This window comes from Pseudomonas sp. zjy_15, from assembly GCF_043101865.1.
GTDB lineage: Bacteria > Pseudomonadota > Gammaproteobacteria > Pseudomonadales > Pseudomonadaceae > Aquipseudomonas > Aquipseudomonas putida_Y.
Genome location: NZ_JBICII010000013.1, coordinates 1 through 20,935 on the forward strand (window position 1 = coordinate 1; position 20,935 = coordinate 20,935).

The 20,935-nt window shown below is 63.0% G+C and carries 19 protein-coding genes; 10 read left to right on the top strand and 9 right to left on the bottom strand.

Annotated elements, in window-relative coordinates; translation table 11 throughout:
* Positions 1–23: 23 nt before the first annotated feature.
* On the bottom strand, positions 24–1,205 hold the full coding sequence (locus ACF8EF_RS01225) for a trans-sulfuration enzyme family protein (RefSeq protein ID WP_392460365.1): 1,182 nt from the start codon (positions 1,203–1,205) through the stop codon (positions 24–26).
* Positions 1,206–1,297: 92 nt separating this feature from the next.
* Between ACF8EF_RS01225 and ACF8EF_RS01230 the strand changes: the two genes are divergently transcribed.
* A complete protein-coding gene (locus ACF8EF_RS01230; RefSeq protein ID WP_003254691.1) occupies positions 1,298–1,759 on the top strand; it encodes an Lrp/AsnC family transcriptional regulator in 462 nt (153 codons plus the stop codon).
* Positions 1,760–1,868: 109 nt separating this feature from the next.
* Here the strand turns inward: ACF8EF_RS01230 and ACF8EF_RS01235 are convergent, their stop codons facing one another.
* Positions 1,869–4,199 (bottom strand): FdhF/YdeP family oxidoreductase, encoded by a 2,331-nt coding sequence (locus tag ACF8EF_RS01235; RefSeq protein ID WP_176685824.1) that lies wholly within the window; start codon positions 4,197–4,199, stop codon positions 1,869–1,871.
* A 224-nt stretch (positions 4,200–4,423) separates the two neighbouring features.
* Between ACF8EF_RS01235 and moaA the strand changes: the two genes are divergently transcribed.
* Both moaA and ACF8EF_RS01245 read left to right on the top strand, forming a co-directional pair.
* Positions 4,424–5,428: a GTP 3',8-cyclase MoaA gene (gene moaA / locus ACF8EF_RS01240; protein WP_392460366.1), complete on the top strand. Its 1,005-nt coding sequence runs from the start codon at positions 4,424–4,426 to the stop codon at positions 5,426–5,428.
* Positions 5,429–5,448: 20 nt separating this feature from the next.
* Complete coding sequence (locus ACF8EF_RS01245) at positions 5,449–6,348, top strand: bestrophin family protein (protein WP_176685822.1); 900 nt, start codon at positions 5,449–5,451, stop codon at positions 6,346–6,348.
* 46 nt (positions 6,349–6,394) lie between these two features.
* Here ACF8EF_RS01245 and moaB read toward each other — a convergent pair whose 3' ends face one another.
* On the bottom strand, positions 6,395–6,913 hold the full coding sequence (moaB, locus tag ACF8EF_RS01250) for a molybdenum cofactor biosynthesis protein B (RefSeq protein ID WP_102885781.1): 519 nt from the start codon (positions 6,911–6,913) through the stop codon (positions 6,395–6,397).
* Positions 6,914–7,054: 141 nt separating this feature from the next.
* On the opposite strand from moaB, the gene ACF8EF_RS01255 reads away from it, so the two are divergent.
* Positions 7,055–7,942: a LysR family transcriptional regulator gene (locus ACF8EF_RS01255; protein ID WP_176685826.1), complete on the top strand. Its 888-nt coding sequence runs from the start codon at positions 7,055–7,057 to the stop codon at positions 7,940–7,942.
* Here the strand turns inward: ACF8EF_RS01255 and ACF8EF_RS01260 are convergent.
* Complete coding sequence (locus ACF8EF_RS01260) at positions 7,930–8,706, bottom strand: helix-turn-helix domain-containing protein (protein ID WP_392460367.1); 777 nt, start codon at positions 8,704–8,706, stop codon at positions 7,930–7,932. The two genes, ACF8EF_RS01255 and ACF8EF_RS01260, sit on opposite strands and share 13 nt — an antisense overlap.
* Before the next feature lie 377 nt (positions 8,707–9,083).
* On the opposite strand from ACF8EF_RS01260, the gene ACF8EF_RS01265 reads away from it, so the two are divergent.
* From ACF8EF_RS01265 to ACF8EF_RS01285, 5 genes are all read left to right on the top strand, one after another.
* Complete coding sequence (locus ACF8EF_RS01265; RefSeq protein WP_176685074.1) at positions 9,084–10,697, top strand: APC family permease; 1,614 nt, start codon at positions 9,084–9,086, stop codon at positions 10,695–10,697.
* A gap of 23 nt (positions 10,698–10,720) precedes the next feature.
* On the top strand, positions 10,721–11,647 hold the full coding sequence (locus ACF8EF_RS01270; protein ID WP_209967556.1) for a 4-hydroxyproline epimerase: 927 nt from the start codon (positions 10,721–10,723) through the stop codon (positions 11,645–11,647).
* 42 nt (positions 11,648–11,689) lie between these two features.
* A complete protein-coding gene (locus ACF8EF_RS01275; RefSeq protein WP_176685076.1) occupies positions 11,690–12,637 on the top strand; it encodes a dihydrodipicolinate synthase family protein in 948 nt (315 codons plus the stop codon).
* Positions 12,638–12,789: 152 nt separating this feature from the next.
* Positions 12,790–14,367: an aldehyde dehydrogenase (NADP(+)) gene (locus tag ACF8EF_RS01280; RefSeq protein WP_392460368.1), complete on the top strand. Its 1,578-nt coding sequence runs from the start codon at positions 12,790–12,792 to the stop codon at positions 14,365–14,367.
* 2 nt (positions 14,368–14,369) lie between these two features.
* Positions 14,370–15,617, top strand: a complete 1,248-nt coding sequence (locus ACF8EF_RS01285) for an NAD(P)/FAD-dependent oxidoreductase (protein WP_392460369.1) — start codon at positions 14,370–14,372, stop codon at positions 15,615–15,617.
* A gap of 123 nt (positions 15,618–15,740) precedes the next feature.
* On the opposite strand, the gene xenA is transcribed toward ACF8EF_RS01285, so the two are convergent.
* Complete coding sequence (gene xenA, locus ACF8EF_RS01290; RefSeq protein WP_392460370.1) at positions 15,741–16,832, bottom strand: xenobiotic reductase XenA; 1,092 nt, start codon at positions 16,830–16,832, stop codon at positions 15,741–15,743.
* A 49-nt stretch (positions 16,833–16,881) separates the two neighbouring features.
* On the opposite strand from xenA, the gene ACF8EF_RS01295 reads away from it, so the two are divergent.
* Complete coding sequence (locus tag ACF8EF_RS01295) at positions 16,882–17,217, top strand: ArsR/SmtB family transcription factor (protein WP_392460371.1); 336 nt, start codon at positions 16,882–16,884, stop codon at positions 17,215–17,217.
* 129 nt (positions 17,218–17,346) lie between these two features.
* On the opposite strand, the gene mqo is transcribed toward ACF8EF_RS01295, so the two are convergent.
* The 4 genes from mqo to ACF8EF_RS01315 form a co-directional block, all read right to left on the bottom strand.
* The gene (gene mqo, locus ACF8EF_RS01300) at positions 17,347–18,984 is read right to left on the bottom strand and encodes a malate dehydrogenase (quinone) (protein WP_176685079.1); all 1,638 of its coding nucleotides are present in this window, start codon (positions 18,982–18,984) and stop codon (positions 17,347–17,349) included.
* A 327-nt stretch (positions 18,985–19,311) separates the two neighbouring features.
* Positions 19,312–19,503 carry a YhfL family protein gene (locus tag ACF8EF_RS01305; protein ID WP_003254720.1) on the bottom strand — a complete coding sequence of 64 codons (192 nt, stop codon included), beginning with the start codon at positions 19,501–19,503 and terminating at the stop codon, positions 19,312–19,314.
* A 178-nt stretch (positions 19,504–19,681) separates the two neighbouring features.
* Positions 19,682–19,870 (bottom strand): hypothetical protein, encoded by a 189-nt coding sequence (locus tag ACF8EF_RS01310; RefSeq protein WP_176685080.1) that lies wholly within the window; start codon positions 19,868–19,870, stop codon positions 19,682–19,684.
* 334 nt (positions 19,871–20,204) lie between these two features.
* Positions 20,205–20,933, bottom strand: a complete 729-nt coding sequence (locus tag ACF8EF_RS01315) for an SDR family oxidoreductase (protein WP_392460373.1) — start codon at positions 20,931–20,933, stop codon at positions 20,205–20,207.
* Positions 20,934–20,935 lie beyond the last annotated feature (2 nt).

The following is a 20,935-nucleotide window of genomic DNA, read 5'->3' on the forward strand; positions in this document are numbered from 1 at the left end:
ACCCGCGAAAGGGCCTGCAGCCCTCACACAGCAACCAGCGCTTTCAACGCCCCATCCAGGTCCTCGACCAGATCACGGTAGTCCTCGATACCTACCGACAACCGCAGCAGGTTCTCGCTGATCCCCATCACCCCTTTCTGCTCCGGGCTCAGCGAGCAGTGCGACATGCTCCAGGAATGGTTGATCATGCTCTCAACCCCGCCCAGCGAGTCTGCCAGCACAAAAATCTGCAATGCCTCCACCAGGCGGTTGAGCGCGGCGCGGTCGCCCTTGACCTTCATCGCCACCACTGCCCCGCCACTGCGCATCTGGCGTTTGCACAGTTCATGCTGTGGGTGGCTTTCCAGCCCCGGGTAATAGACCTGCTCGACCTGCGCGTGGCCTTCCAGGAAGCGCGCTACCTTCAGGGCATTGGCGCACTGGCGCTCCATGCGCACATCCAGGGTCTTCAGGCCGCGCAGGGCCAGGTAGCAGTCGAACGGCCCCTGCACCGCACCAATCGCCATGCTGATGCGGCGCAGGCGTGCCAGCAGCGCGTCATTGGCGGCGACCACCACACCGCCGGTGAGGTCGGAGTGGCCACCGATGTACTTGCTGGCCGAGTGCATCACCAAGTCCACGCCCAAGGTGATCGGGCGCTGATTCCACGGCGAGCAGAACGTGTTGTCGATGCAGGTAAGAATCCCCCGCGCCCTGGCCAGGCTGCACACCGCCTTGATGTCGACCAGGTGCAGCAACGGGTTGGTCGGCGACTCGATCCAGATCAGCTGGGTTTGCGGCGTGATCGCAGCCGCTACGGCCTCAAGTTCGTTGAGATCGACATAGGTGGTGGTCAACCCCGAGGTGCGGCTGCGGTAATCTTCCATGATGCGGAATGTGCCACCGTACACGCCGTTCATCACCACCACGTGGGCATCCTTGGGCAGCAGCTCAAGCACGGTTGCGGTGGCATTGACCCCCGAGGCGCAGGCCACAGCGCCCACGCCTTCTTCCAGGGCAGCGACACAGGTTTCGTAGGCATGCCGGGTGGGGTTGCCGACGCGGCTGTAGGAATATTCCGGTTTATCGTCCAGGCTGCGCTTGGTGAACGAACTGGCGGTGACGATGGCCGGAAAAATGGCGTTATCGGCAACGCTGAACTGCTCGCCGGCGTGAATGGTACGGGTGGCGAAATTGCGCGGCTTGTCGGACATGGTCAGGCCCATTGGCAGAATGAAAGCTGCAACTATCGCACAACCCAAATCGTCTGGCCTTGGGGTAATCTGTGAAATATTTTTCTGCACGGCCAGCGCACGATATGGACAGTTTCGACCAGCACATTCTTACCCTGCTACAGCGTGATGCCTCGATCTCGCTGAAGGACCTGGCCGAGGCCGTCAACCTGTCCACCACACCGTGCTGGAAGCGGGTCAAGCGCCTGGAGGAAGATGGCTATATCCTCGGCCGTGTCGCCCTGCTGGACCCCGAACGGCTGGGGTTGGGGCTTACCGTGTTCGTCCAGCTCAAGACCCAGCGCCACGACAGCGCCTGGCTGGAGCAGTTTGCCGCGACCGTGACCGGGTTCGAGGAAGTGATGGAGTGCTACCGCATGTCCGGGGACTGGGACTACATGCTGCGGGTGGTGGTGGGCGATATCGCAGCGTATGACCGGTTCTACAAAAAGCTGATTACCCGTACCGATGGGCTATCGAACATCACCTCCAGTTTTGCCATGGAGCAAATGAAATACACCACGGCTTACCCGGTGCATCGCGCCTGACCGGTGCTGGATGCTTCGCGGACAAACCCGCAGGATCACCTCAACCTCAAGCGCTGAGGGGTCCCGTAGGAGCGGGTTCACCCGCGAAGAGGCCAGCACAGGCACCCCATCAATCCGAGGCCAACACCGCCGCAATGCGGTTCCCCGCCTTGGCTTTCTCAACCTTGATCGCCACAAATTTCGAGGTCGGGGTGTAGGTGCCCTCGCCATAACTTTCCAGCGGTACCAACGGGTTGGTTTCCGGGTAATACGCCGCCGCCTGTCCCTCGGGCACGTCATACGCCACCAGGCGGAAGCCCGACACCCGCCGCTCCACGCCATCCTCCCACAGCGACACCAGGTCCACCTGCTCACCCGGCTCGAAGCCCAGGCGACGGATGTCGGCCTCATTGACGAACACCACTTCACGCAGGCCGAACACCCCCCGGTAGCGGTCGTCCAGGCCATACAGGGTGGTGTTGTACTGGTCATGCGAGCGCAGGGTCTGCAGGATCAGGTCGGGTTTGTCACCCCGGGCCAGCACCTTGGCATTGACCAACTCCTCGGGCAGCGCGTGGGGCATGAACCGGGCCTTGCCCGTGGCCGTTCGGAAGTTGCGATCGGCGGCGGTATTACCCAGGTGGAAACCGCCCGGCTGCTGCAAGCGCTCATTGAAGCTGGCGAAACCAGGGATAACGTCTGCGATCATCTGACGAATACGGCTGTAGTCGGCCACCGCAAACTCCCAGTCTATCGGCTGGTTGCCCAGCGTAGCCTTGGCCATGCCGGCGATGATCCAGGGTTCCGAGCGCATATGCGGCGAGCGCGGGCGCAACTGGCCGTTGGAGATGTGCACCATGCTGAAGGTGTCCTCCACGGTCACGCCTTGCGGCCCTTCGGCCTGCAGGTCGATTTCGGTACGGCCCAGGCACGGCAGGATCAGCGCATCGCGGCCGGTGACCAGATGCGAGCGGTTGAGCTTGGTGGAAATCTGCACGGTCAACGCGCAATTCTGCAGCGCCGCGTGGGTGCGCGCGGTGTCCGGGGTGGCTTGGGCAAAGTTGCCGCCCAAGCCGATGAACACCTTGGCCCGCCCCTCTTCCATGGCTTTGATCGCCAACACCGCGTTGTGCCCATGGGTACGCGGCACACTGAACTGGAAGCGTTTTTCGATGGCATCGAGCAGCGCCGCCGACGGCTTCTCGTCGATACCCATGGTACGGTCACCCTGCACGTTGCTGTGGCCACGCACCGGCGACAGGCCTGCGCCGGGTTTGCCGACGTTGCCGCGCAGCAGCTGCAGGTTGACGATTTCCTGCACGGTCGGCACCGAATGGCGATGCTGGGTGACGCCCATGGCCCAGCACATGATGACCCGCTCGGCCTTGCGATACATGCGTGCGGCCAGCTCGATCTCGGCCAGGGTCAAGCCCGACTGCTTGACGATGTGCTCCCAGGACGTGGCGTCCACCGCCGCCAGGTAATCGTCGACGCCGCTGGTGTGCTCGGCGATGAAGGCATGGTCGAACACCGCCGGCTCGCCCTTGGCCTGCGCCTCGCGCTCCCATTGCAACAAGTACTTGGCAATACCGCGCATTGCCGCCATGTCCCCACCCAAGGCCGGGCGGAAGTAGGCGCTGGAGGTCGGCTCGGAGCCGTTGCTGAGCATTTCGAACGGGTGCTGCGGGTGCTGGAAGCGCTCGAGGCCACGCTCTTTCAACGGGTTGAAGCAGACTACCTGGGCACCACGCTTGACCGCTTCCCGCAGGGGTTCGAGCATGCGCGGGTGGTTGGTGCCGGGGTTCTGGCCGATGACGAAGATCGCGTCGGCCAGCTCCAGGTCGTGGAACACCACGGTGCCCTTGCCCACCCCAAGGGTTTCCGACATACCCGCGCCGCTGGCTTCGTGGCACATGTTCGAGCAATCAGGGAAGTTGTTGGTGCCGTAAGCGCGCACGAACAGCTGGTAGAGGAACGCCGCCTCGTTGCTGGCCCGGCCCGAGGTGTAGAACTCGGCCTCATCTGGCGACTCAAGCGCACGCAGATGCCTGGCGACCAGCTCGAAGGCCTCCTGCCAGGTGGTTTCGACATAGTGGTCGGTGGCGGCGTCGTAACGCATCGGGTGGGTGAGGCGGCCCTGGTATTCCAGCCAGTAGTCGGTCTGTTCCTTCAGCGCGCTGACGCTGTACCTGGCGAAGAATGCCGGGTCCACCGAACGGCCAGTGGCTTCCCAGTTGACCGCCTTGGCGCCGTTTTCGCAGAACTTGACCATGTCGCTTTCCGGCGACTCGCCCCAGGCACAGCCGGGGCAGTCGAAGCCGCCGTTCTGGTTGGTCTTGAGCATGGCCCGCAGGTTCTTGAAGGCGTTGTCGCTGCCCAGCCAGCTCTTGGTCACGCTTTTCAGCGCCCCCCAGCCGGCGGCGGCGCCCTTGTAGTCCCTGATGTGTTCGTCCTGGCTCATGCGATGAATCCTCACGCTTCGATGCTTTTTTCCAGCCTATGGAGCGTGGGGAGGCCGCGTCCAATCGAAAGATCTTACGGCGTGATAAGCGGTTTCGATCACGGGCCGCCAGATGCCATACCAAGCGATAGAGGCCATCGATCAACCGGTCAGGCAAAGCAATTTGACGGCCCTGCGGCCAGGTTATAGCTTGGAGTCATGTCCCAACCCATTCGAGTGCGAACGTGGAACAGAACAGCCGGGCCCTGATCGACGGCTTCAACCGGAAAATCGACTACCTGCGGATGTCGGTCACCGACCGTTGTGACTTCCGTTGCGTGTACTGCATGGCCGAAGACATGCAGTTTCTGCCGCGCCAGCAAATCCTCAGCCTCGAAGAACTGTTCCAGGTGGCCGAACGCTTCGTCGCTCTGGGCACCCGCAAGATCCGCCTGACGGGTGGCGAGCCACTGGTACGCCAGGGCATCGTCGACCTGTGCGGGCGCATCGCCGCCCTGCCCGGCCTGCGCGAGCTGTGCCTGACCAGCAACGGCTCGCAACTCGGGCGCCTGGCTCAGCCGCTGTTCGACGCCGGGGTGACACGTCTGAATATCAGCCTGGATAGCCTGGATGCCGACCGTTTCAAGCAACTGACCCGCACCGGCGACCTTGCCCAGGTAATCGCCGGTATCGACGCCGCACGCCAGGCGGGTTTCAAACGCACCAAGCTCAACTGCGTGGTCCTCAAAAGCCGCAACGACCATGAACTGGTCGATCTGGTGCGCTTTGCCATCGAACGCGAGCTGGACATCACCTTCATCGAGGAAATGCCGCTGGGGGTGATAAGCGAGCATGAACGTGGCGAATCGTTCTGCTCCAGCGATGAAGTACGGGCACGCCTGGCCGAGCAGTTCACGCTGATCGAATCGACCGAATCGTCCATGGGGCCGGCCCGTTACTGGCGCCTGGCCGAAGCCGCGAATACGCGGGTCGGCTTCATTTCACCGCACAGCCACAACTTCTGCGCCACCTGCAACCGCGTGCGCCTTACCGTCGAAGGCCGCCTGCTGCTGTGCCTGGGCAACGAACACTCGGTAGACCTCAAGCACGTGCTGCGCGCCCACCCTGGCAACCCCGAACGCCTGGAAAAGGCCATTCGCGACTCGCTGCACCTCAAGCCCTATCGCCATCATTTCGAAGTCGGTGGCGATGTGCAGATCCTGCGCTTCATGAACATGACCGGCGGCTGAGCAGCCGTCTCTGGATTTCCATGATCGTCCCCCCCTCCACCGATGTGTTGCGCGTGTTGTTCACCCTCAAGGGGTCGATCGTCAAACGCATTGCCCTGCGTTGCCTGATGGTGACACTGCTAGCCGCGCTGATCGTGCTGGTCGAGCGGCATTACCCGGCGTATTTCTACCCGGTCAGCGCCACGCCGTTCACCTTGCTGGGCCTGTCGTTGTCGATCTTCATGAGCTTTCGCAACAACGCGTGCTATGACCGTTGGTGGGAGGGGCGCAAGGCCTGGGGCAAACTGATTATCGAAACCCGCTCGTTCGTGCGGGAAAGCGTGGCGATTGCCGACGAAACACTGCGCACCGAACTGCTGCGCAACTTGTGTGGTTTCGCTCATGCACTCAATGCCCGGCTGCGTAACGAGGACGAACGGGCAGCTGCCAGACCGTGGCTGGCCCAGGCCGATGCGATCAGCCCGCACAATGTGTGCGACGGCATCCTGCGTGAAATCGGTGGACACTGTTCACGGTTGGCCGCGCAGCAACAGATCAGCGAATGGCGCTACAACCTGCTGGAACAACGTCTGGTGGGCCTGACCGAAGTGCAGGCCACCTGCGAGCGGATCAAGGGCACGCCTTTGCCGTTCCCCTACACGCTGCTGCTGCACCGTACCATCTACATTTTCTGCCTGCTGCTGCCGTTTGCCCTGGCCGAGCCGCTGGGCTGGCTTGCACCGCTGTTCACCACCATCGTGGGGTACACGTTCTTCGGGCTGGATGCGATCGGCAACGAGCTGGAAGACCCGTTCGGGCGCGATGAGAACGATCTGCCGACCGATGCCATGGTGCGGACGGTGGAGCGCGATGTGCTGGCCGGATTGGGGGAACAGCAACTGCCTCCCGCCTTGTTGCCGGTGGGGTATGTGTTGAGCTGACCGTGGGTGGTTGCCTGTTCTGGCCTCTTCGCGGGTAAACCCGCTCCTACATCGGCAACAGGTGTTTGACGAAGTTGCATGGCCGGTGCCGTGCATCCAGCTGCTCGGCCAGAATCCCTTCCCAGGCGGTGCGGCAGGCTCCGGTCGAGCCCGGCAGGCAACACACCAACGTGCGGTTGGACAACCCGGCCAACGCCCGGCTCTGCACGGTCGAGCTGCCAATATCGAGAATCGACAATGCCCGGAACAACTCGCCAAACCCATCGATACGCTTGTCCAGCAGGCACTCGACCGCTTCGGGTGTGCTGTCGCGCCCGGTAAAGCCGGTACCGCCGGTGATCAGCACCACCTGCACCTGTTCATCAGCAATCCAGCTGGCCACCTGAGCGCGGATCTTGTACAGGTCGTCCTTGAGCAGCGCTCGCGCCACCAGCCGGTGACCGACCTCGACCGAGCGGTTGGCCAACAGCTCGCCGGAAGTATCGTTGTCGTAGGTACGGGTGTCGCTGACAGTCAGCACGGCGATGTTCAGCGGTACGAAGACCGCATCAAGTTGGACGCGCACAATGAAGCTCCTTGAAGGGCATTTTCACCACGCTAGAGGCATAGCCCCAGGTGCGTCCAATCGATATGGCGTACCGGCCGATCAATGACATCTATCGCAGACGTGGGTTATGGTCTGCACAATCAGACGCCAGGCACTTCCATGGACATCAAGCAGCTCAAGTTCCTCATCGCACTCGACCAGACCCGCCACTTCGGCCAGGCGGCGGCGCTGTGCCATATCACCCAGCCGACGCTGTCCATGCGCCTGCGCAACCTGGAGGATGAGCTGGACCTGGTGCTGGTCAAGCGTGGCCAGCGCTTCGAAGGCTTCACCGAGGCCGGCGAGCGCATCCTGGCCTGGGCCCGCACCCTGCTCGCGGCCCACGACGGCCTGCAGGCCGAGGCTGCAAGTTGCCGTGGCCAAGTGGTCGGCAGCCTGCGCCTGGGCACGGTGCCGCTGGCCAGCTTCAATCCCATGCACCTGCTGCTGCCCCTGCGCGAAAAATACCCCGAACTGCACTTTCAGCTTAGCTCGCTGAGTTCGGAACAGGTCCTCGACGGCCTGAGCCGCAACCAGCTCGACCTGGGTATCTGCTACCTGGACCAGGTCAATACCAGCTTCTTCGAAGTGATCGAACTCGGCACCACCACCATGGGCCTGCTGCACGACACGCGGCACTTCCAGTTCGCCAGCGACCGACTGCGCTGGGACGAGCTCGGCGACATTCCGCTGGGGCTGCTGAGCAAAGGCATGCACTACCGCCAGTCGCTGGACCTGAGCTTCCGTAGCCGTGGTCTTGAACCCAATGCGGTGCTTGAGAGCGACTCGAGCTTCCAGCTTATCCAGGCCATCAACACCGGCATATGCTGCGCGATCATGCCATTGGACTGCGGCCTGGAAGACCTCAGCGAGCACCTGCGAATCCTGCCGGTGGCCGACGCCGCCATCCTTAGCCCGGTCGGGCTGCTGCTGCGCCGTAGCGAGCCGCGCTCGGCGATTGCCGAGCAATGCTTTGCCGAGGCCCGTGGGCTGTTTCAGGCCACCTGATTGGCGGTAGCCTGGCGGTACTGGCGCGGCGTGAAGCCGGTCAGTTGCTTGAACTGGCGGCTGAAGGCGCTGTGATCGGTGTAGCCGCAGCGCATCGCCACTTCAGTGATCGGCAGCTCCGAATGCAGCAGTCGGTGGGCGTGCTCCAGGCGTGCCTTGTGGATCATCTGCCGGGGCGTGAGGTGGAACACGCGCTTGCAGTAGCGCTCCAACTGAGCCACGGAGATACCAGCGATGCGGGTCAGCTCGCCCATGCTGATCGGCTGATGAAAATGCCGGCGGATGTGCTCGTCCACCGCAGCCAGGCGCTGATAGGCGGGGTGGCTGTCAGCGGCTGACTGCAAGTCGACCGAGATGCCGACCAGGCCGATGATTTCGCCAGCAGGGTTGTACAGCGGGCGCTTGTGGGTCAGGCACCAGCCGGGCTCACGGCTGCCGTAGAGGTGCAGCTCCAACTGGTCCTCCAGCACCAGGCCTTCCTTGAGAACACGTCGATCCTGCTCGGTATAACCGGGGCCAAACTGTGCCGGAAACACCTCGGCGCTGGTCTTGCCCAGCAGCGGTTGCAGGCGCTTGAGGCCACAGCGCTGGACCAGTGTGTTGTTGGCCAACGCATAGCGGGCGGCAGAATCCTTGATGAAGATCGCGGCGTTGGGGATGGCGTCGAGCATCGGCAGCAACAGCGATACACCGGCGAGCAGGGCCTCAAGGGTGGCGGGGCGGTGCTGGTCCAGGGACTGGTAGAGGGTTGCGGCGTCGGTCATCTGTCGGTTCTCTGCTGGCTGGGCCGGCCTCTTCGCGGGTGAACCCGCTCCTACAGGGCCCCCACAGATTTCGAATTCTGCGCCGTACCTGTAGGAGCGGGTTCACCCGCGAAAGGGCCGACACTAGCACTGCATCTCTCAAACCCTTATCCGGTATGGCTTTGAGCCTATCCCCCCGCTTTGCGCCTTACCACTTTTTTTCTGCAACTGTGCCGATTTCGTCATCCCCTCTGCAGAAAACCATCAAGAACCGCCGCCCCGACCAGTTCACTCTATGCCCCACGCAAGCCGCCCAAGTCCTACAAGAGCGCGGCCCCAAAAGCCGCATCTCGTGACATCAGACCTGCCTATCCAATAACCAACAAAAAGGCGAACCCATGTCAGGCAAATTCAAAAAACAGTTATCACTGCTGGACCTCACCTTCATCGGCCTAGGCGCCATCTTCGGCTCCGGTTGGCTGTTTGCCGCCAGCCATGTCTCGGCCATCGCCGGCCCGGCCGGCATCCTCTCCTGGTTCCTGGGCGGGTTCGCCGTACTGTTGCTGGGCATCGTCTACTGCGAGCTGGGCGCCGCCTTGCCCCGCGCCGGTGGCGTGGTGCGCTACCCGGTGTACTCGCACGGCCCGCTGTTGGGCTACCTGATGGGCTTCATCACCCTGATCGCCTTTTCCAGCCTGATCGCCATCGAAGTAGTCGCCTCACGCCAATACGCCGCCGCCTGGTTTCCCGGGCTGACCAAGGCCGGCTCCAGCGACCCGACCGTGCTCGGCTGGCTGGTGCAGTTCGCCTTGCTGGGGCTGTTCTTCTTCCTCAACTACCGCAGCGTGAAAACCTTCGCCAAGGCCAACAACCTGGTCAGCGTGTTCAAGTTCATCGTGCCGCTGCTGGTGATCGGCGTACTGTTCACCTTCTTCAAACCGGAAAACTTCGAGGTCCAGGGCTTTGCCCCGTTCGGTCTGTCCGGGGTGGAAATGGCGGTATCCGCCGGTGGCATCATCTTCGCCTACCTGGGCCTGACGCCGATCATTTCGGTGGCCAGCGAGGTGAAGAACCCACAACGCACCATCCCCATTGCACTGATCTTGTCGGTACTGCTGTCCACCGCCATCTACGCGCTGCTGCAACTGGCTTTCCTTGGCAGCGTGCCGACCGAAATGCTGGCCAACGGCTGGGCCAGCGTGACCAAGGAGCTGGCACTGCCCTACCGTGACATCGCCCTGGCCCTGGGTGTGGGCTGGCTCGCCTACCTGGTGGTGGCCGACGCAGTGATCTCGCCAAGCGGCTGCGGCAACATCTACATGAACGCCACCCCGCGCGTGATCTATGGCTGGGCGCAGACCGGCACCTTCTTCAAGTACTTCACCCGCATCGATGCAGAGTCCGGCATCCCGCGCCCGGCCCTGTGGCTGACATTTGGCCTGTCGGTGTTCTGGACCCTGCCGTTCCCATCGTGGGAAGCGCTGATCAACGTGGTGTCCGCTGCCCTGGTGCTGAGCTACGCCGTGGCCCCGGTCAGCGTCGCCGCCCTGCGCCGCAATGCACCACACATGCCGCGTCCGTTCCGGGTCAAGGGCATGGCCGTGCTCGGCCCGCTGTCGTTCATCATCGCTGCCCTGATCGTGTACTGGTCTGGCTGGAAAACCGTGTCGTGGCTGCTGGCCCTGCAGATCGTGATGTTCGTGCTGTACCTGCTGTGCAGCCGTTTCGTACCCACCCAACACCTTTCGCTGGCCCAGCAAGTTCGCTCGTCGGCGTGGCTGATCGGGTTCTATGCGGTGACCATCCTGCTGTCGTGGCTGGGCAGCTTCGGCGGCCTGGGGGTAATCGGCCACCCGCTCGACACCGTGGTCGTGGCCGCCTGCGCGCTGGGCATCTACTACTGGGGCGCCGCTACAGGCGTGCCTGCCCACCTGGTACGCCTGGAAGGCGACGACGAAAGCGAAGCCTGCGCTGAAACCTCTAACGGCCGCCCTGTTGCCGTCGCTTCCTGATCTTTTACGCAAGGGACAAGCCCATGAAACAGATTCACGTCATCGACTCCCACACTGGCGGCGAACCGACCCGCCTGGTGATGAAGGGCTTTCCGCAACTGCACGGCCGCAGCATGGCCGAACAGCGCGACGAACTGCGCGAACTGCACGACCGGTGGCGCCGCGCCTGCCTGCTGGAGCCACGCGGCAACGATGTGCTGGTTGGCGCACTGTACTGCCCGCCAGTGTCGGCCGATGCCACCTGCGGGGTGATCTTCTTCAACAACGCCGGTTACCTGAACATGTGCGGCCACGGCACCATCGGCCTGGTCGCCTCGCTACAGCATCTGGGCCTGATCACGCCGGGTGTGCACAAGATCGACACCCCGGTCGGCCAGGTCAGCGCCACCTTGCATGAAGATGGCGCCATCACCGTCGCCAACGTGCCCTCCTACCGCTACCGCCAGCATGTGGCGGTGGACGTGCCCGGCCATGGCGTGGTGCGCGGCGACATCGCCTGGGGCGGCAACTGGTTTTTCCTTGTGTCCGAACACGGCCAGAGGATCGAGCTGGATAACCGCGAAGTGCTGACCGAGTACACCTGGGCCATGCTCAAGGCCCTGGAAGCCCAGGGCGTCACCGGCGAAAACGGCGCGCCCATCGACCACATCGAGCTGTTCGCCGACGACTCCAAAGCCGACAGCCGCAACTTCGTGATGTGCCCCGGCAAGGCCTACGACCGCTCCCCATGCGGCACAGGCACCAGCGCCAAGCTGGCCTGCCTGGCTGCCGACGGCAAGCTAGCCGAAGGCCAGACCTGGGTGCAGGCCAGCATCACCGGCAGCCAGTTCCATGGCCGCTACGTGCGCGACGGCGAACGCATTCGCCCGTTCATCACCGGCCGCGCCTATATGACCGCCGACAGCACCCTGCTGATCGACGAACAAGACCCGTTCGCCTGGGGCATCTGACCCCGGTCTTTTCCCGACTGAACTTTGCCAGGAGTGACAACAATGAATGACAACATCTTCACCGGCACCATGCCCGCCCTGATGACCCCGTGCACCGCCGAGCGCAAACCGGACTTCGACGCCTTGGTGCGCAAGGGCCGCGAGCTGATCGAGGCCGGCATGAGCGCGGTGGTGTACTGCGGTTCGATGGGTGATTGGCCGCTGCTGACCGAGGCCGAGCGCCAGGAAGGCGTGGCGCGCCTGGTGGCGGCCGGCATCCCGACCATCGTCGGCACCGGCGCGGTGAACACCCGTGAGGCGGTTTCGCATGCTGCACACGCCGCCAAGGTTGGCGCCGCCGGCCTGATGGTCATCCCCCGCGTGCTCAGCCGCGGTGCTTCGCTGATCGCCCAGAAGCACCATTTCTCGGCCATCCTCGCTGCCGCACCGAAACTGCCGGCGGTGATCTACAACAGCCCTTACTACGGCTTTGCCACCCGCGCCGACCTGTTCTTCGAACTGCGCAGCGAGTTCCCCAACCTGATCGGCTTCAAGGAGTTCGGCGGTGGCGCCGACCTGCGCTACGCCGCCGAACACATTACCTCCAAGGATGACGATGTCACCCTGATGGTCGGCGTCGACACCCAGGTGGTGCATGGCTTCGTCAACTGCAACGCCACCGGCGCCATCACCGGTATCGGCAATGCGCTACCGCGCGAAGTGCTGCAACTGGTGAGCCTGAGCAAACAGGCCGCCAAAGGCGACGCCCGTGCCCGCCGCCTGGCGCGCGAGCTGGAAGCGGCGCTGGCGGTGCTGTCGTCGTTCGATGAGGGCTGCGACCTGGTGCTGTATTACAAGCACTTGATGGTGCTGAACGGCGACACCGAGTACAGCCTGCACTTCAACGAGACCGACGTCCTGACCGACGCTCAGCGCAACTATGCCGAACAGCAGTACGCGCTGTTCCGCAGCTGGTACGCCAGCTGGTCGGCTGAGCAGAACATCGCCTGAGCAGCCACTGCTCTACCTGTGGGAGCGGGCGTGCCCGCGAATCAGGCGACCCGGTGCATGGCACCGGCTTCGCCGGTGTTCGCGGGTGAACCCGCTCCTACAGGGGGCGCAATCCCCCCCATGCATCTGCATTAGATTTCCAAGGAGGCTCCATGACCCTCACTGGCAACCTGCTGATCGGCCAGAGGCCGGTAACCGGCAGCCGCGAAGCCATCCGTGCCATCGACCCAACCACCGGTCAGGCTCTGGAACCGACCTACCTCGGCGGCACAGGCGAACACGTGGCCCAGGCCTGCGCGCTGGCCTGGGCGGCATTCGATACCTACCGCGAAACTTCGCTCGAACAACGAGCAGAGTTCCTTGAAGCCATCGCCATACAGATCGAGGCCCTAGGCGATGCCCTGATCGACCGCGCCGTGGCCGAAACCGGACTGCCCATGGCGCGCATTCAGGGCGAGCGTGGTCGTACCTGCACCCAGCTACGCACCTTTGCCCGTGTGGTGCGGGCCGGCGAATGGCTGGACGTGCGGGTCGACAGCGCCCTGCCTGAGCGCCAGCCCCTCCCCCGCGCTGATTTGCGCCAGCGCCAGGTGGCCCTGGGGCCAGTCGCCGTGTTCGGCGCCAGCAATTTCCCGCTGGCCTTCTCGGTGGCCGGTGGTGACACCGCGTCGGCACTGGCCGCTGGCTGCCCCGTGGTGGTCAAGGCACACAGTGCCCACCCCGGCACCAGTGAGCTGGTCGGCCAGGCAGTGGCTCAAGCAGTGAAGCAGTGCGGCTTACCGGAGGGTGTGTTCTCGCTGCTTTATGGCTCCGGCCGCGAAGTGGGCATTGCCCTGGTCAGCGACCCACGTATCAAGGCCGTTGGTTTCACCGGCTCGCGCAGCGGTGGCATGGCGTTGTGCCAAGCCGCCCAGGCGCGCCCGGAGCCCATCCCGGTGTATGCCGAGATGAGTTCGATCAACCCAGTGTTCCTGTTCGACGCCGCCCTGCAAGCCCGTGCCGAAGCACTGGCACAAGGTTTCGTCGCCTCGCTGACTCAGGGCGCTGGCCAGTTCTGCACCAACCCCGGTCTGGTAATCGCCCGGCAGGGGCCGGCATTGCAGCGGTTCATCACTGCAGCCGCCGGGTACGTGCAGCAGGCCTCCGCCCAAACCATGCTCACCCCCGGCATTTTCAGTGCCTACCAGGCCGGTATCGCAGCCCTGGCAGACAACCCCTGTGCCCAGGCCATCGCCAGTGGCCAAACCGGTCAGGGCCCCAACCAGTGCCAGGCACAGTTGTTCGTAACCCAGGCCGAAGCGTTTCTCGCCGACCCGGCGTTGCAGGCTGAAGTGTTCGGTGCAGCGTCGCTGGTCGTTGCCTGCACCGACGATGAGCAGGTCCGCCAGGTAGCCGAACAGCTGGAAGGTCAGCTGACCGCCACCCTGCAACTGGACGAGGCCGACATCGACAGCGCTCGCGCCCTGCTCCCCACCCTTGAGCGCAAGGCCGGGCGTATTCTGGTCAATGGCTGGCCGACCGGCGTCGAGGTGTGCGATGCCATGGTCCACGGCGGGCCGTTCCCGGCCACTTCCGATGCACGCACCACCTCGGTGGGTACGGCGGCGATCCTGCGATTCCTGCGCCCGGTTTGCTATCAGGACGTCCCCGATGCGCTGCTGCCGCAGGCATTGAAACACGGCAACCCGCTGCAGCTGCGGCGCCTGCTTGATGGTAAACGGGAAGACTGAGCATGGTCGAAACCGCTGAAACCGATATCGCCGTGGTGGGCGCCGGCATTGTCGGCGTCGCCTGTGCCCTGCAACTGGCCCGCCAGGGCCATCGGGTAACGCTGGTCGACCGCCAGGCGCCCGGCCTCGGCGCGTCCTTCGGCAATGCCGGGCACCTGGCAACCGAGCAAGTGTTCCCGATTGCCGACCTGTCGATCCTCAAGCGCCTGCCGCGCATGCTGCTCGATCCGATGGGCCCGCTGCGCCTGGACTGGAAATACCTGCCCAAGGCCATGCCGTGGTTCACGCGGCTGCTGCTCAACCTGCGCCCGGCGCCGTTCCAGCGCAGCGTGGCTGGCATCCGCACATTGAACGAAGGCAGCCTGGGCGCCTGGCACCGGCTGTTGAGCTCGATCGGACGCAGCGAATTGTTTCAAGAGGATGGTTCGTTGCTGGTGTTCGAGAAGCCTGAGTCACGCCAGGCGCTGGAGGCGTTGCGCACACGCATGCAACAGCAGGCGGTGCCGGTGGACTTCTGGTCCGCCGAAACCGTGCGCGAAGCGGCGCCGCAGCTCAGTCCGTCACTGTTGGGCGGACTGTTCTTTCCACGCACCGGGCACTTCATCGACCCTTATCGGGTGGTGTGCGAATTGTTCGAAGCGGCCAAGGCCAGCGGGGTACGCGTTGTCCAGGCGCAGGTCGATGGCGGGCAGCTACACAGTGCCGGCGTGAGCCTTGCCAGCGACCAAGGCATGCTCAATGCCCGCCAGGTACTTGTCAGCTGTGGTGCGCACTCTGCGAAACTGACCGCCGCGCTGACAGGCAAGCGGGTGCCGCTGGATACAGAACGCGGCTACCACCTGATGTTGCCAGGTGAGCACCAACGCCTGCCGTTTGCCGTCACCTCGCTTGAGCGCAAGTTCATCATGACGCCCATGGCCGAAGGCTTGCGCCTGGCTGGCACTGTGGAGTTTGCCGGGCTTCAGGCACCGCCGAGCATGCAGCGGGCTTGGCAGTTGCACCGGTTGAGCAAGGGGTTGTTCCGTCACGACTTGAGCGTCGAAGGGGCAACACCGTGGATGGGGTTCAGGCCTTCGTTGCCGGACTCATTGCCCGTGATCGACCGGGTGTGCGATGGGCGGGTGCTGTTGGCGTTCGGGCATCAGCACCTGGGGTTGACCCAGGCGGCGGTGACGGCGGAATGGGTGGGGCGGTTGGCTGAGCAGGCTGGTGGGCCTGAGATGAGTGCATACCGACTGGATCGGTTTTAGCCTTTACCGGCCTCTTCGCGGGCAAGCCCGCTCCCACAGAGAGGGTGCAGCATCTGACACCTGTGGTGTCTCTGTGGGGACGGGCTTGCCCGCGAATGGGCTGCAAAGCAGCCCCTCCAAGCCTCAGCGGTAACGCTCGAGCCAGTGCGCATACGGTGCCGGCAAGGTCCAGGACGCTTTTTCCACCCCCAGTTCCTTGGCCGCAAAGTAAGCCCAGTGCGGGTCGGCCAGGTGCGCGCGCCCTACCGAAACCAGATCCAGCTGGTTGGCCTGCAATGCGGCCTCCGCCAACTGCGGCGTACCAAAGCCCCACGCCGACGTCACGGGCAGCTTCGCTTCGCGGCGCACGCGCTCGGCAATCGGCCCCATGAACGCTGGCCCCCAGGGGATGTTGGTGTCGGGAATGGTGAAGCCGACACTCACGCTCAGCAGGTCGAGCCCACCGGCCTTGAAGCGGCGGGCCAGTTCGATCGACTCTTCCAGGGTCTGCTCATCGCGGCCATCGTACTCCAACACACCAAAGCGCGCGGTCAGCGGCAGATTCTCCGGCCACACTTCGCGCACGGCGGCCAGTGTTTCCAGCAGGAAGCGGCTGCGGTTGTCGAAGCTGCCGCCATAGGCATCGGTGCGCTTGTTGGAGTGCTCGGAGAAGAAGCTCTGGCCCAGGTAGCCATGGGCGAAATGCAGTTCTATCCACTCGAAGCCGGCATCACGCGCACGGCGGGCGGCATCGACGAAGTCCTGCTTGACCCGGGCGATATCGTCCAGCGTCATTTCCCGTGGCACCTTCGGCAGGTGCGCGCCAAAGGCAATGGCAGACGGGGCAATGGTCTCCCAGCCACGTGCATCGTCGGCGACAATGTGGTCGTCACCCTCCCACGGGCGGTTGGCGCTGGCCTTGCGCCCGGCGTGGGCGATCTGGATGCCCGGCACGGAACCGGCAGCCTTGATGGCCTGCACCACCGGTACGAACGCCTGAGCGTGGGCGTCGCTCCAGATACCAGCACAACCGGGCGTGATACGCCCTTCCGGCGCCACAGCAGTGGCTTCGACCACCAGCAAGCCGGCACCACCACGGGCCAGGCCGGCCAGGTGTACGTGGTGCCAGTCGTTGATCATGCCGTCTTCGGCCATGTACTGGCACATCGGCGGAATGGCAATGCGGTTACGCAGGGTGACGTCTTTGAGGGTGTAGGGTTCGAACAGTGCGGACATGGGAAACTCCGGGCTCATTTGATTACTGTTGTTCGATCATAATCGAACTATGGCAATTAATGAAACCCCCGTTATCATGTCAACCATGCGAGCCTATAAACATCCCAACCCCGAAGACCTTATCCTTGAACGCCTGCTCTATGCGCTCAGCGACCCCGTGCGCCTGGAAATCGTCCGTCACCTGGCCGGCGTGGCCGAGGCCAGCTGTGGCGAGCTGGACGGAGGCCGGCCGAAGTCGAGCATGTCCCACCACTTCCGTGTGTTGCGTGATGCAGGGCTGGTGCAAACCCGCAATGTGGGGACTACCCATATGAATTCGCTGCGCAGCGAGATGCTGGATATGCGGTTCCCGGGATTGCTGGAGTGCATACTGCGCCAGCAGTGATACCTGTGCAGGCCTCTTCGCGGGTGAACCCGCTCCTACCAGGGATGGCGATAAGCCCGAGGGTTGCGCTGTGCTTGGCAAAAAAAGCCACGAGGTCTCCCCCGTGGCTAGTTTCACAACAATGGCCGATTACAGCGCCATGTCGTTCTCGGGCTTGCTCTCAACCGGGTCGCTCGCCGCGCCACCGAACTCAACGCTGGCGTCGATCACCGGCGGTTTCCCCAGCTGCAGCACTTCAGCGGTGTAGTTCCACTCTTTCTGGGTGGCCGCTGCCGAATCGTTCAGCTTGGTGCCGTAGCTGGGCACGATTTCCTTGATCTTGGCCTGCCACTCTGGGGTAGCGACCTTCTCCTTGAACACCGTTTCCAGCACGTGCAGCATGATCGGCGCAGCAGTCGATGCACCCGGCGAGGCACCCAGCAGGCCAGCGATGGTGCGGTCTTCGGACGCCACCACTTCAGTGCCCAGCTTCAGCACGCCGCCCTTCTCGGCATCACGTTTGATGATTTGCACGCGCTGGCCGGCCTGCCACAGGCGCCATTCTTCTTTCTTGGCGTTCGGGAAGTAGGCGCGCAGGGCCTCGAAACGGTCATCGTCAGACAGCATCAGCTGGCCAGCGAGATACTCGACCAGAGGGTACTGGTCGATACCGACTTTGGTCATCGGCCACACGTTGTGGGTGGTGGTGCTGCTCAGCAGGTCCAGGTACGAGCCGTTCTTCAGGAACTTGGTCGAGAAGGTGGCGAACGGGCCAAACAGGATCACGCGCTTGCCATCCAGCACACGGGTGTCCAGGTGCGGGACCGACATGGGTGGCGCACCGGTCGAGGCGATACCATAGGCCTTGGCCATGTGCTGCATGGCCACGGTCGGGTTCTCGGTCACCAGGAACGAACCGCCCACCGGGAAGCCTGCGTATTCCTTGGCTTCCGGAATACCCGACTTCTGCAGCAGCTTCAGCGCGCCGCCGCCGGCACCGATGAACAGGAACTTGGCGTCGGTGGCCGACTCGGTGCCGTCCTTCAGGTTCTTGTATTCGACGTGCCAGGAGCCGTCCTTGTTGCGGGTGATGTCCTGCACTTCGCTGGACAGCTTCAGGTCGAAGCCTTTCTGGGTCTGCAGGTGGCCAACGAACTGGCGGGTGATCTCACCAAAGTTGACGTCGGTACCGATTGGCGTCCAGGTCACGGCCAGCTTCTGCTTCGGGTCGCGGCCTTCCATCATCAGCGGGACCCACTTGGCGATCTGCGCGTGGTCCTCGGAGTACTGCATCGGGCGGAACAGCGGGCTGGTCTGCAGTGCGTCGTAACGTTTCTTGAGGAACTTGATGTTGTCATCGCCCCACACGAAGCTCATGTGCGGGGTGGTGTTGATGAACGAGTGCGGGTTCTTCAGTACGCCCTGGCGTACCTGCCACGACCAGAACTGGCGGGAAATCTGGAAGGCTTCGTTGATTTCGATGGCCTTGGAGATGTTGACGTTGCCGTCTTTGTCTTCCGGGGTGTAGTTCAGCTCGGCCAACGCGGAGTGGCCGGTACCGGCGTTGTTCCAGCCGTTGGAGCTTTCTTCGGCCACGCCATCCAGGCGCTCGACCATTTCCATCGACCAGCTTGGCTCCAGCTCGTGCAGCCACACGGCCAGGGTCGAACTCATGATGCCGCCGCCGACCAGCAGCACGTCTACTTTCTTGGTTTCTGCAGCGTGCGCTTGCATGACGCTTGCAGCGACCGCCAGACCCAGCAAGGTCTTGCCAGCTTTCTTGAACATTGATCATTTCCAGTCAGGAGAACAGAGTGAGGGCCTGTGGCTGGCCCCGGTAAAGCGTGTTCTTCAGCGCAGGCTTGTTGTTGATCATTGTTCAGCAGCCAGAGAACCAGAAAACGACTCGGCCTTTGGTCGAATTGACCGACAAGGCTGAATCGTTTTTCCGATTGTATCTGAAATGCCAGCACAAACAAATTGCAGGCCGGGGCGTCAAGGCGACCGGTTGCCCCAGCGGCAGAATGTCACGCTAAAAACAAAAACCCCCGACCATGTACATGACCGGGGGCCTTGGATCACGCCGCACGCGTCGCGATCAGGGTACCGCCAAGATTACTGCTGCTGAGGCAGTTTATCGATCGGGCCGCAGCCACCGATGATCTTGGAGATGGAAACCGAAGGGTGGAACAGGTAGTCGTAGGTGCAGTTTTTCGGTTGGTTGTAAACTTGGCCAGTGCAACCCGACAGCAGGGCAACACCCGATACGACAGCAACGGCTACGGTGGCCTTGAACAGCTTTTTCATTACTCAGTCCTTTAAATGAATCATCTTCGACCATCGTCTGATGGCGGCCGAATGATACAGAACCCAGGCAATGGATCCAAGTCACAAAGTGCAATGACTCGTTGCAGGCGAGCAACAAAAAGCCCAGCTGCGTAGGGCCCTTTAGAGTGCGAAACGAAGGCCATGAATATGGCGCCTATCACCAGCCCCCTTCAAAGCGCCGCCCTATGAACAGCCCAATCCCGACACCCAGTGCAATAATTGACAGAGTTACCATTTTCAACCCTGACCCTCCATCTTCGCTGGCAAAGACGCCGAATGCCCCGCCCGCCGATACCAGCGCCAGCCATTTTTTGCCGGTGTACAGGAAAGTTCGTTCGAACTTCATTTCACGCATCCCTTCGTGACAACACCGAGAATTTTTCACGCACCGGGCTTGGATGCCAACCCGCTTTTCTAGCGGCCATTTTTGGCAGCCGACGATTTAGCGCTGTGGCAACTTCGCAGTGTTCTATCAACGAATGCTCGGCGTCCTGCTCGTGCGGCGCAGAACCATGTCGAGACAGCCTTCTTGCAATTGCAGATGTAGGCACATTCACCGGCGGATCTGCGCACTTTTTACTTCCGAACCTTCATACCGACTCAAGGTCACCCAGCACACTTCCAGGCGGGCGCACTCCCCCTGCATGAGCGACCTTGAGTCACGATGAGGCTCAACTTGCTTACATATCAAATGCTGACGGCAGAACGATCATGTCCCGAATGGTCACGTTGCGCGGGCGGGTGAGCATATACATCACCGCATCCGCGATGTCGTCGGGCTCGATCAGGCTGCCGCTCTCCTTGGCCTTGCGCAGGTTTTCTTCCGGCCAATCGGCCAGCAGGGCGCTGCTGACCGGGCCAGGCGAAACCGCCCCCACGCGGATACCATGGTGCTTTACCTGCCGCCGCACAGTCTGCACAAAGCCGTTGACCGCCCACTTGGAGGCCGAGTACACCGGTTCCCAGGGCACCGGGAAATGGCCCGCCACCGAACCGGTCACCACAATGTCACCCTGGCCGCGATCGATCATGTGCGGCAGCACATCATGCACGTTCCTGACCACGGCATTGATATTGAGATTCAGCATGCGGTCGATGGCTGCCATGTCGTTTTCAACGAACTCCCCGCCCACATAGCAGCCAGCATTGGCATGCAGGATATCGAGCTGGCCGGCAACTGCCAGGATGCCCGGCATCAGGGTCGCGCAGCTGTCAGGGACGAGCAGATCGATCACCAACGGCATGGCAGCCTCACCCAACTGCTCACAGGCCCTGGCGAGTAATTGCTCGTCACGGTCAACCATAACCACCCTGGCCCCTGCTGCCACCATCGCAGTGGCGGTTGCCAGGCCTATTCCGGATGCAGCACCGGTCACGGCCGCCACTTTACCCTGCAGGTGCATTCCCATCA

Bases quoted from the DNA above. Each gene is read 5' to 3' on its own strand.
- ACF8EF_RS01265 (WP_176685074.1), top strand. From the start codon at position 9,084: ATGTCAGGCAAATTCAAAAAACAGTTATCACTGCTGGACCTCACCTTC.
- mqo (WP_176685079.1), bottom strand. From the start codon at position 18,984: ATGTTCAAGAAAGCTGGCAAGACCTTGCTGGGTCTGGCGGTCGCTGCA.
- ACF8EF_RS01255 (WP_176685826.1), top strand. From the start codon at position 7,055: ATGGACATCAAGCAGCTCAAGTTCCTCATCGCACTCGACCAGACCCGC.
- ACF8EF_RS01280 (WP_392460368.1), top strand. From the start codon at position 12,790: ATGACCCTCACTGGCAACCTGCTGATCGGCCAGAGGCCGGTAACCGGC.
- ACF8EF_RS01225 (WP_392460365.1), bottom strand. From the start codon at position 1,205: ATGGGCCTGACCATGTCCGACAAGCCGCGCAATTTCGCCACCCGTACC.
- ACF8EF_RS01275 (WP_176685076.1), top strand. From the start codon at position 11,690: ATGAATGACAACATCTTCACCGGCACCATGCCCGCCCTGATGACCCCG.
- ACF8EF_RS01310 (WP_176685080.1), bottom strand. From the start codon at position 19,870: ATGAAGTTCGAACGAACTTTCCTGTACACCGGCAAAAAATGGCTGGCG.
- xenA (WP_392460370.1), bottom strand. From the start codon at position 16,832: ATGTCCGCACTGTTCGAACCCTACACCCTCAAAGACGTCACCCTGCGT.
- ACF8EF_RS01295 (WP_392460371.1), top strand. From the start codon at position 16,882: ATGGCAATTAATGAAACCCCCGTTATCATGTCAACCATGCGAGCCTAT.
- ACF8EF_RS01270 (WP_209967556.1), top strand. From the start codon at position 10,721: ATGAAACAGATTCACGTCATCGACTCCCACACTGGCGGCGAACCGACC.
- ACF8EF_RS01315 (WP_392460373.1), bottom strand. From the start codon at position 20,933: ATGGGAATGCACCTGCAGGGTAAAGTGGCGGCCGTGACCGGTGCTGCA.
- ACF8EF_RS01230 (WP_003254691.1), top strand. From the start codon at position 1,298: ATGGACAGTTTCGACCAGCACATTCTTACCCTGCTACAGCGTGATGCC.
- ACF8EF_RS01235 (WP_176685824.1), bottom strand. From the start codon at position 4,199: ATGAGCCAGGACGAACACATCAGGGACTACAAGGGCGCCGCCGCCGGC.
- ACF8EF_RS01260 (WP_392460367.1), bottom strand. From the start codon at position 8,706: ATGACCGACGCCGCAACCCTCTACCAGTCCCTGGACCAGCACCGCCCC.
- ACF8EF_RS01305 (WP_003254720.1), bottom strand. From the start codon at position 19,503: ATGAAAAAGCTGTTCAAGGCCACCGTAGCCGTTGCTGTCGTATCGGGT.
- ACF8EF_RS01245 (WP_176685822.1), top strand. From the start codon at position 5,449: ATGATCGTCCCCCCCTCCACCGATGTGTTGCGCGTGTTGTTCACCCTC.
- ACF8EF_RS01285 (WP_392460369.1), top strand. From the start codon at position 14,370: ATGGTCGAAACCGCTGAAACCGATATCGCCGTGGTGGGCGCCGGCATT.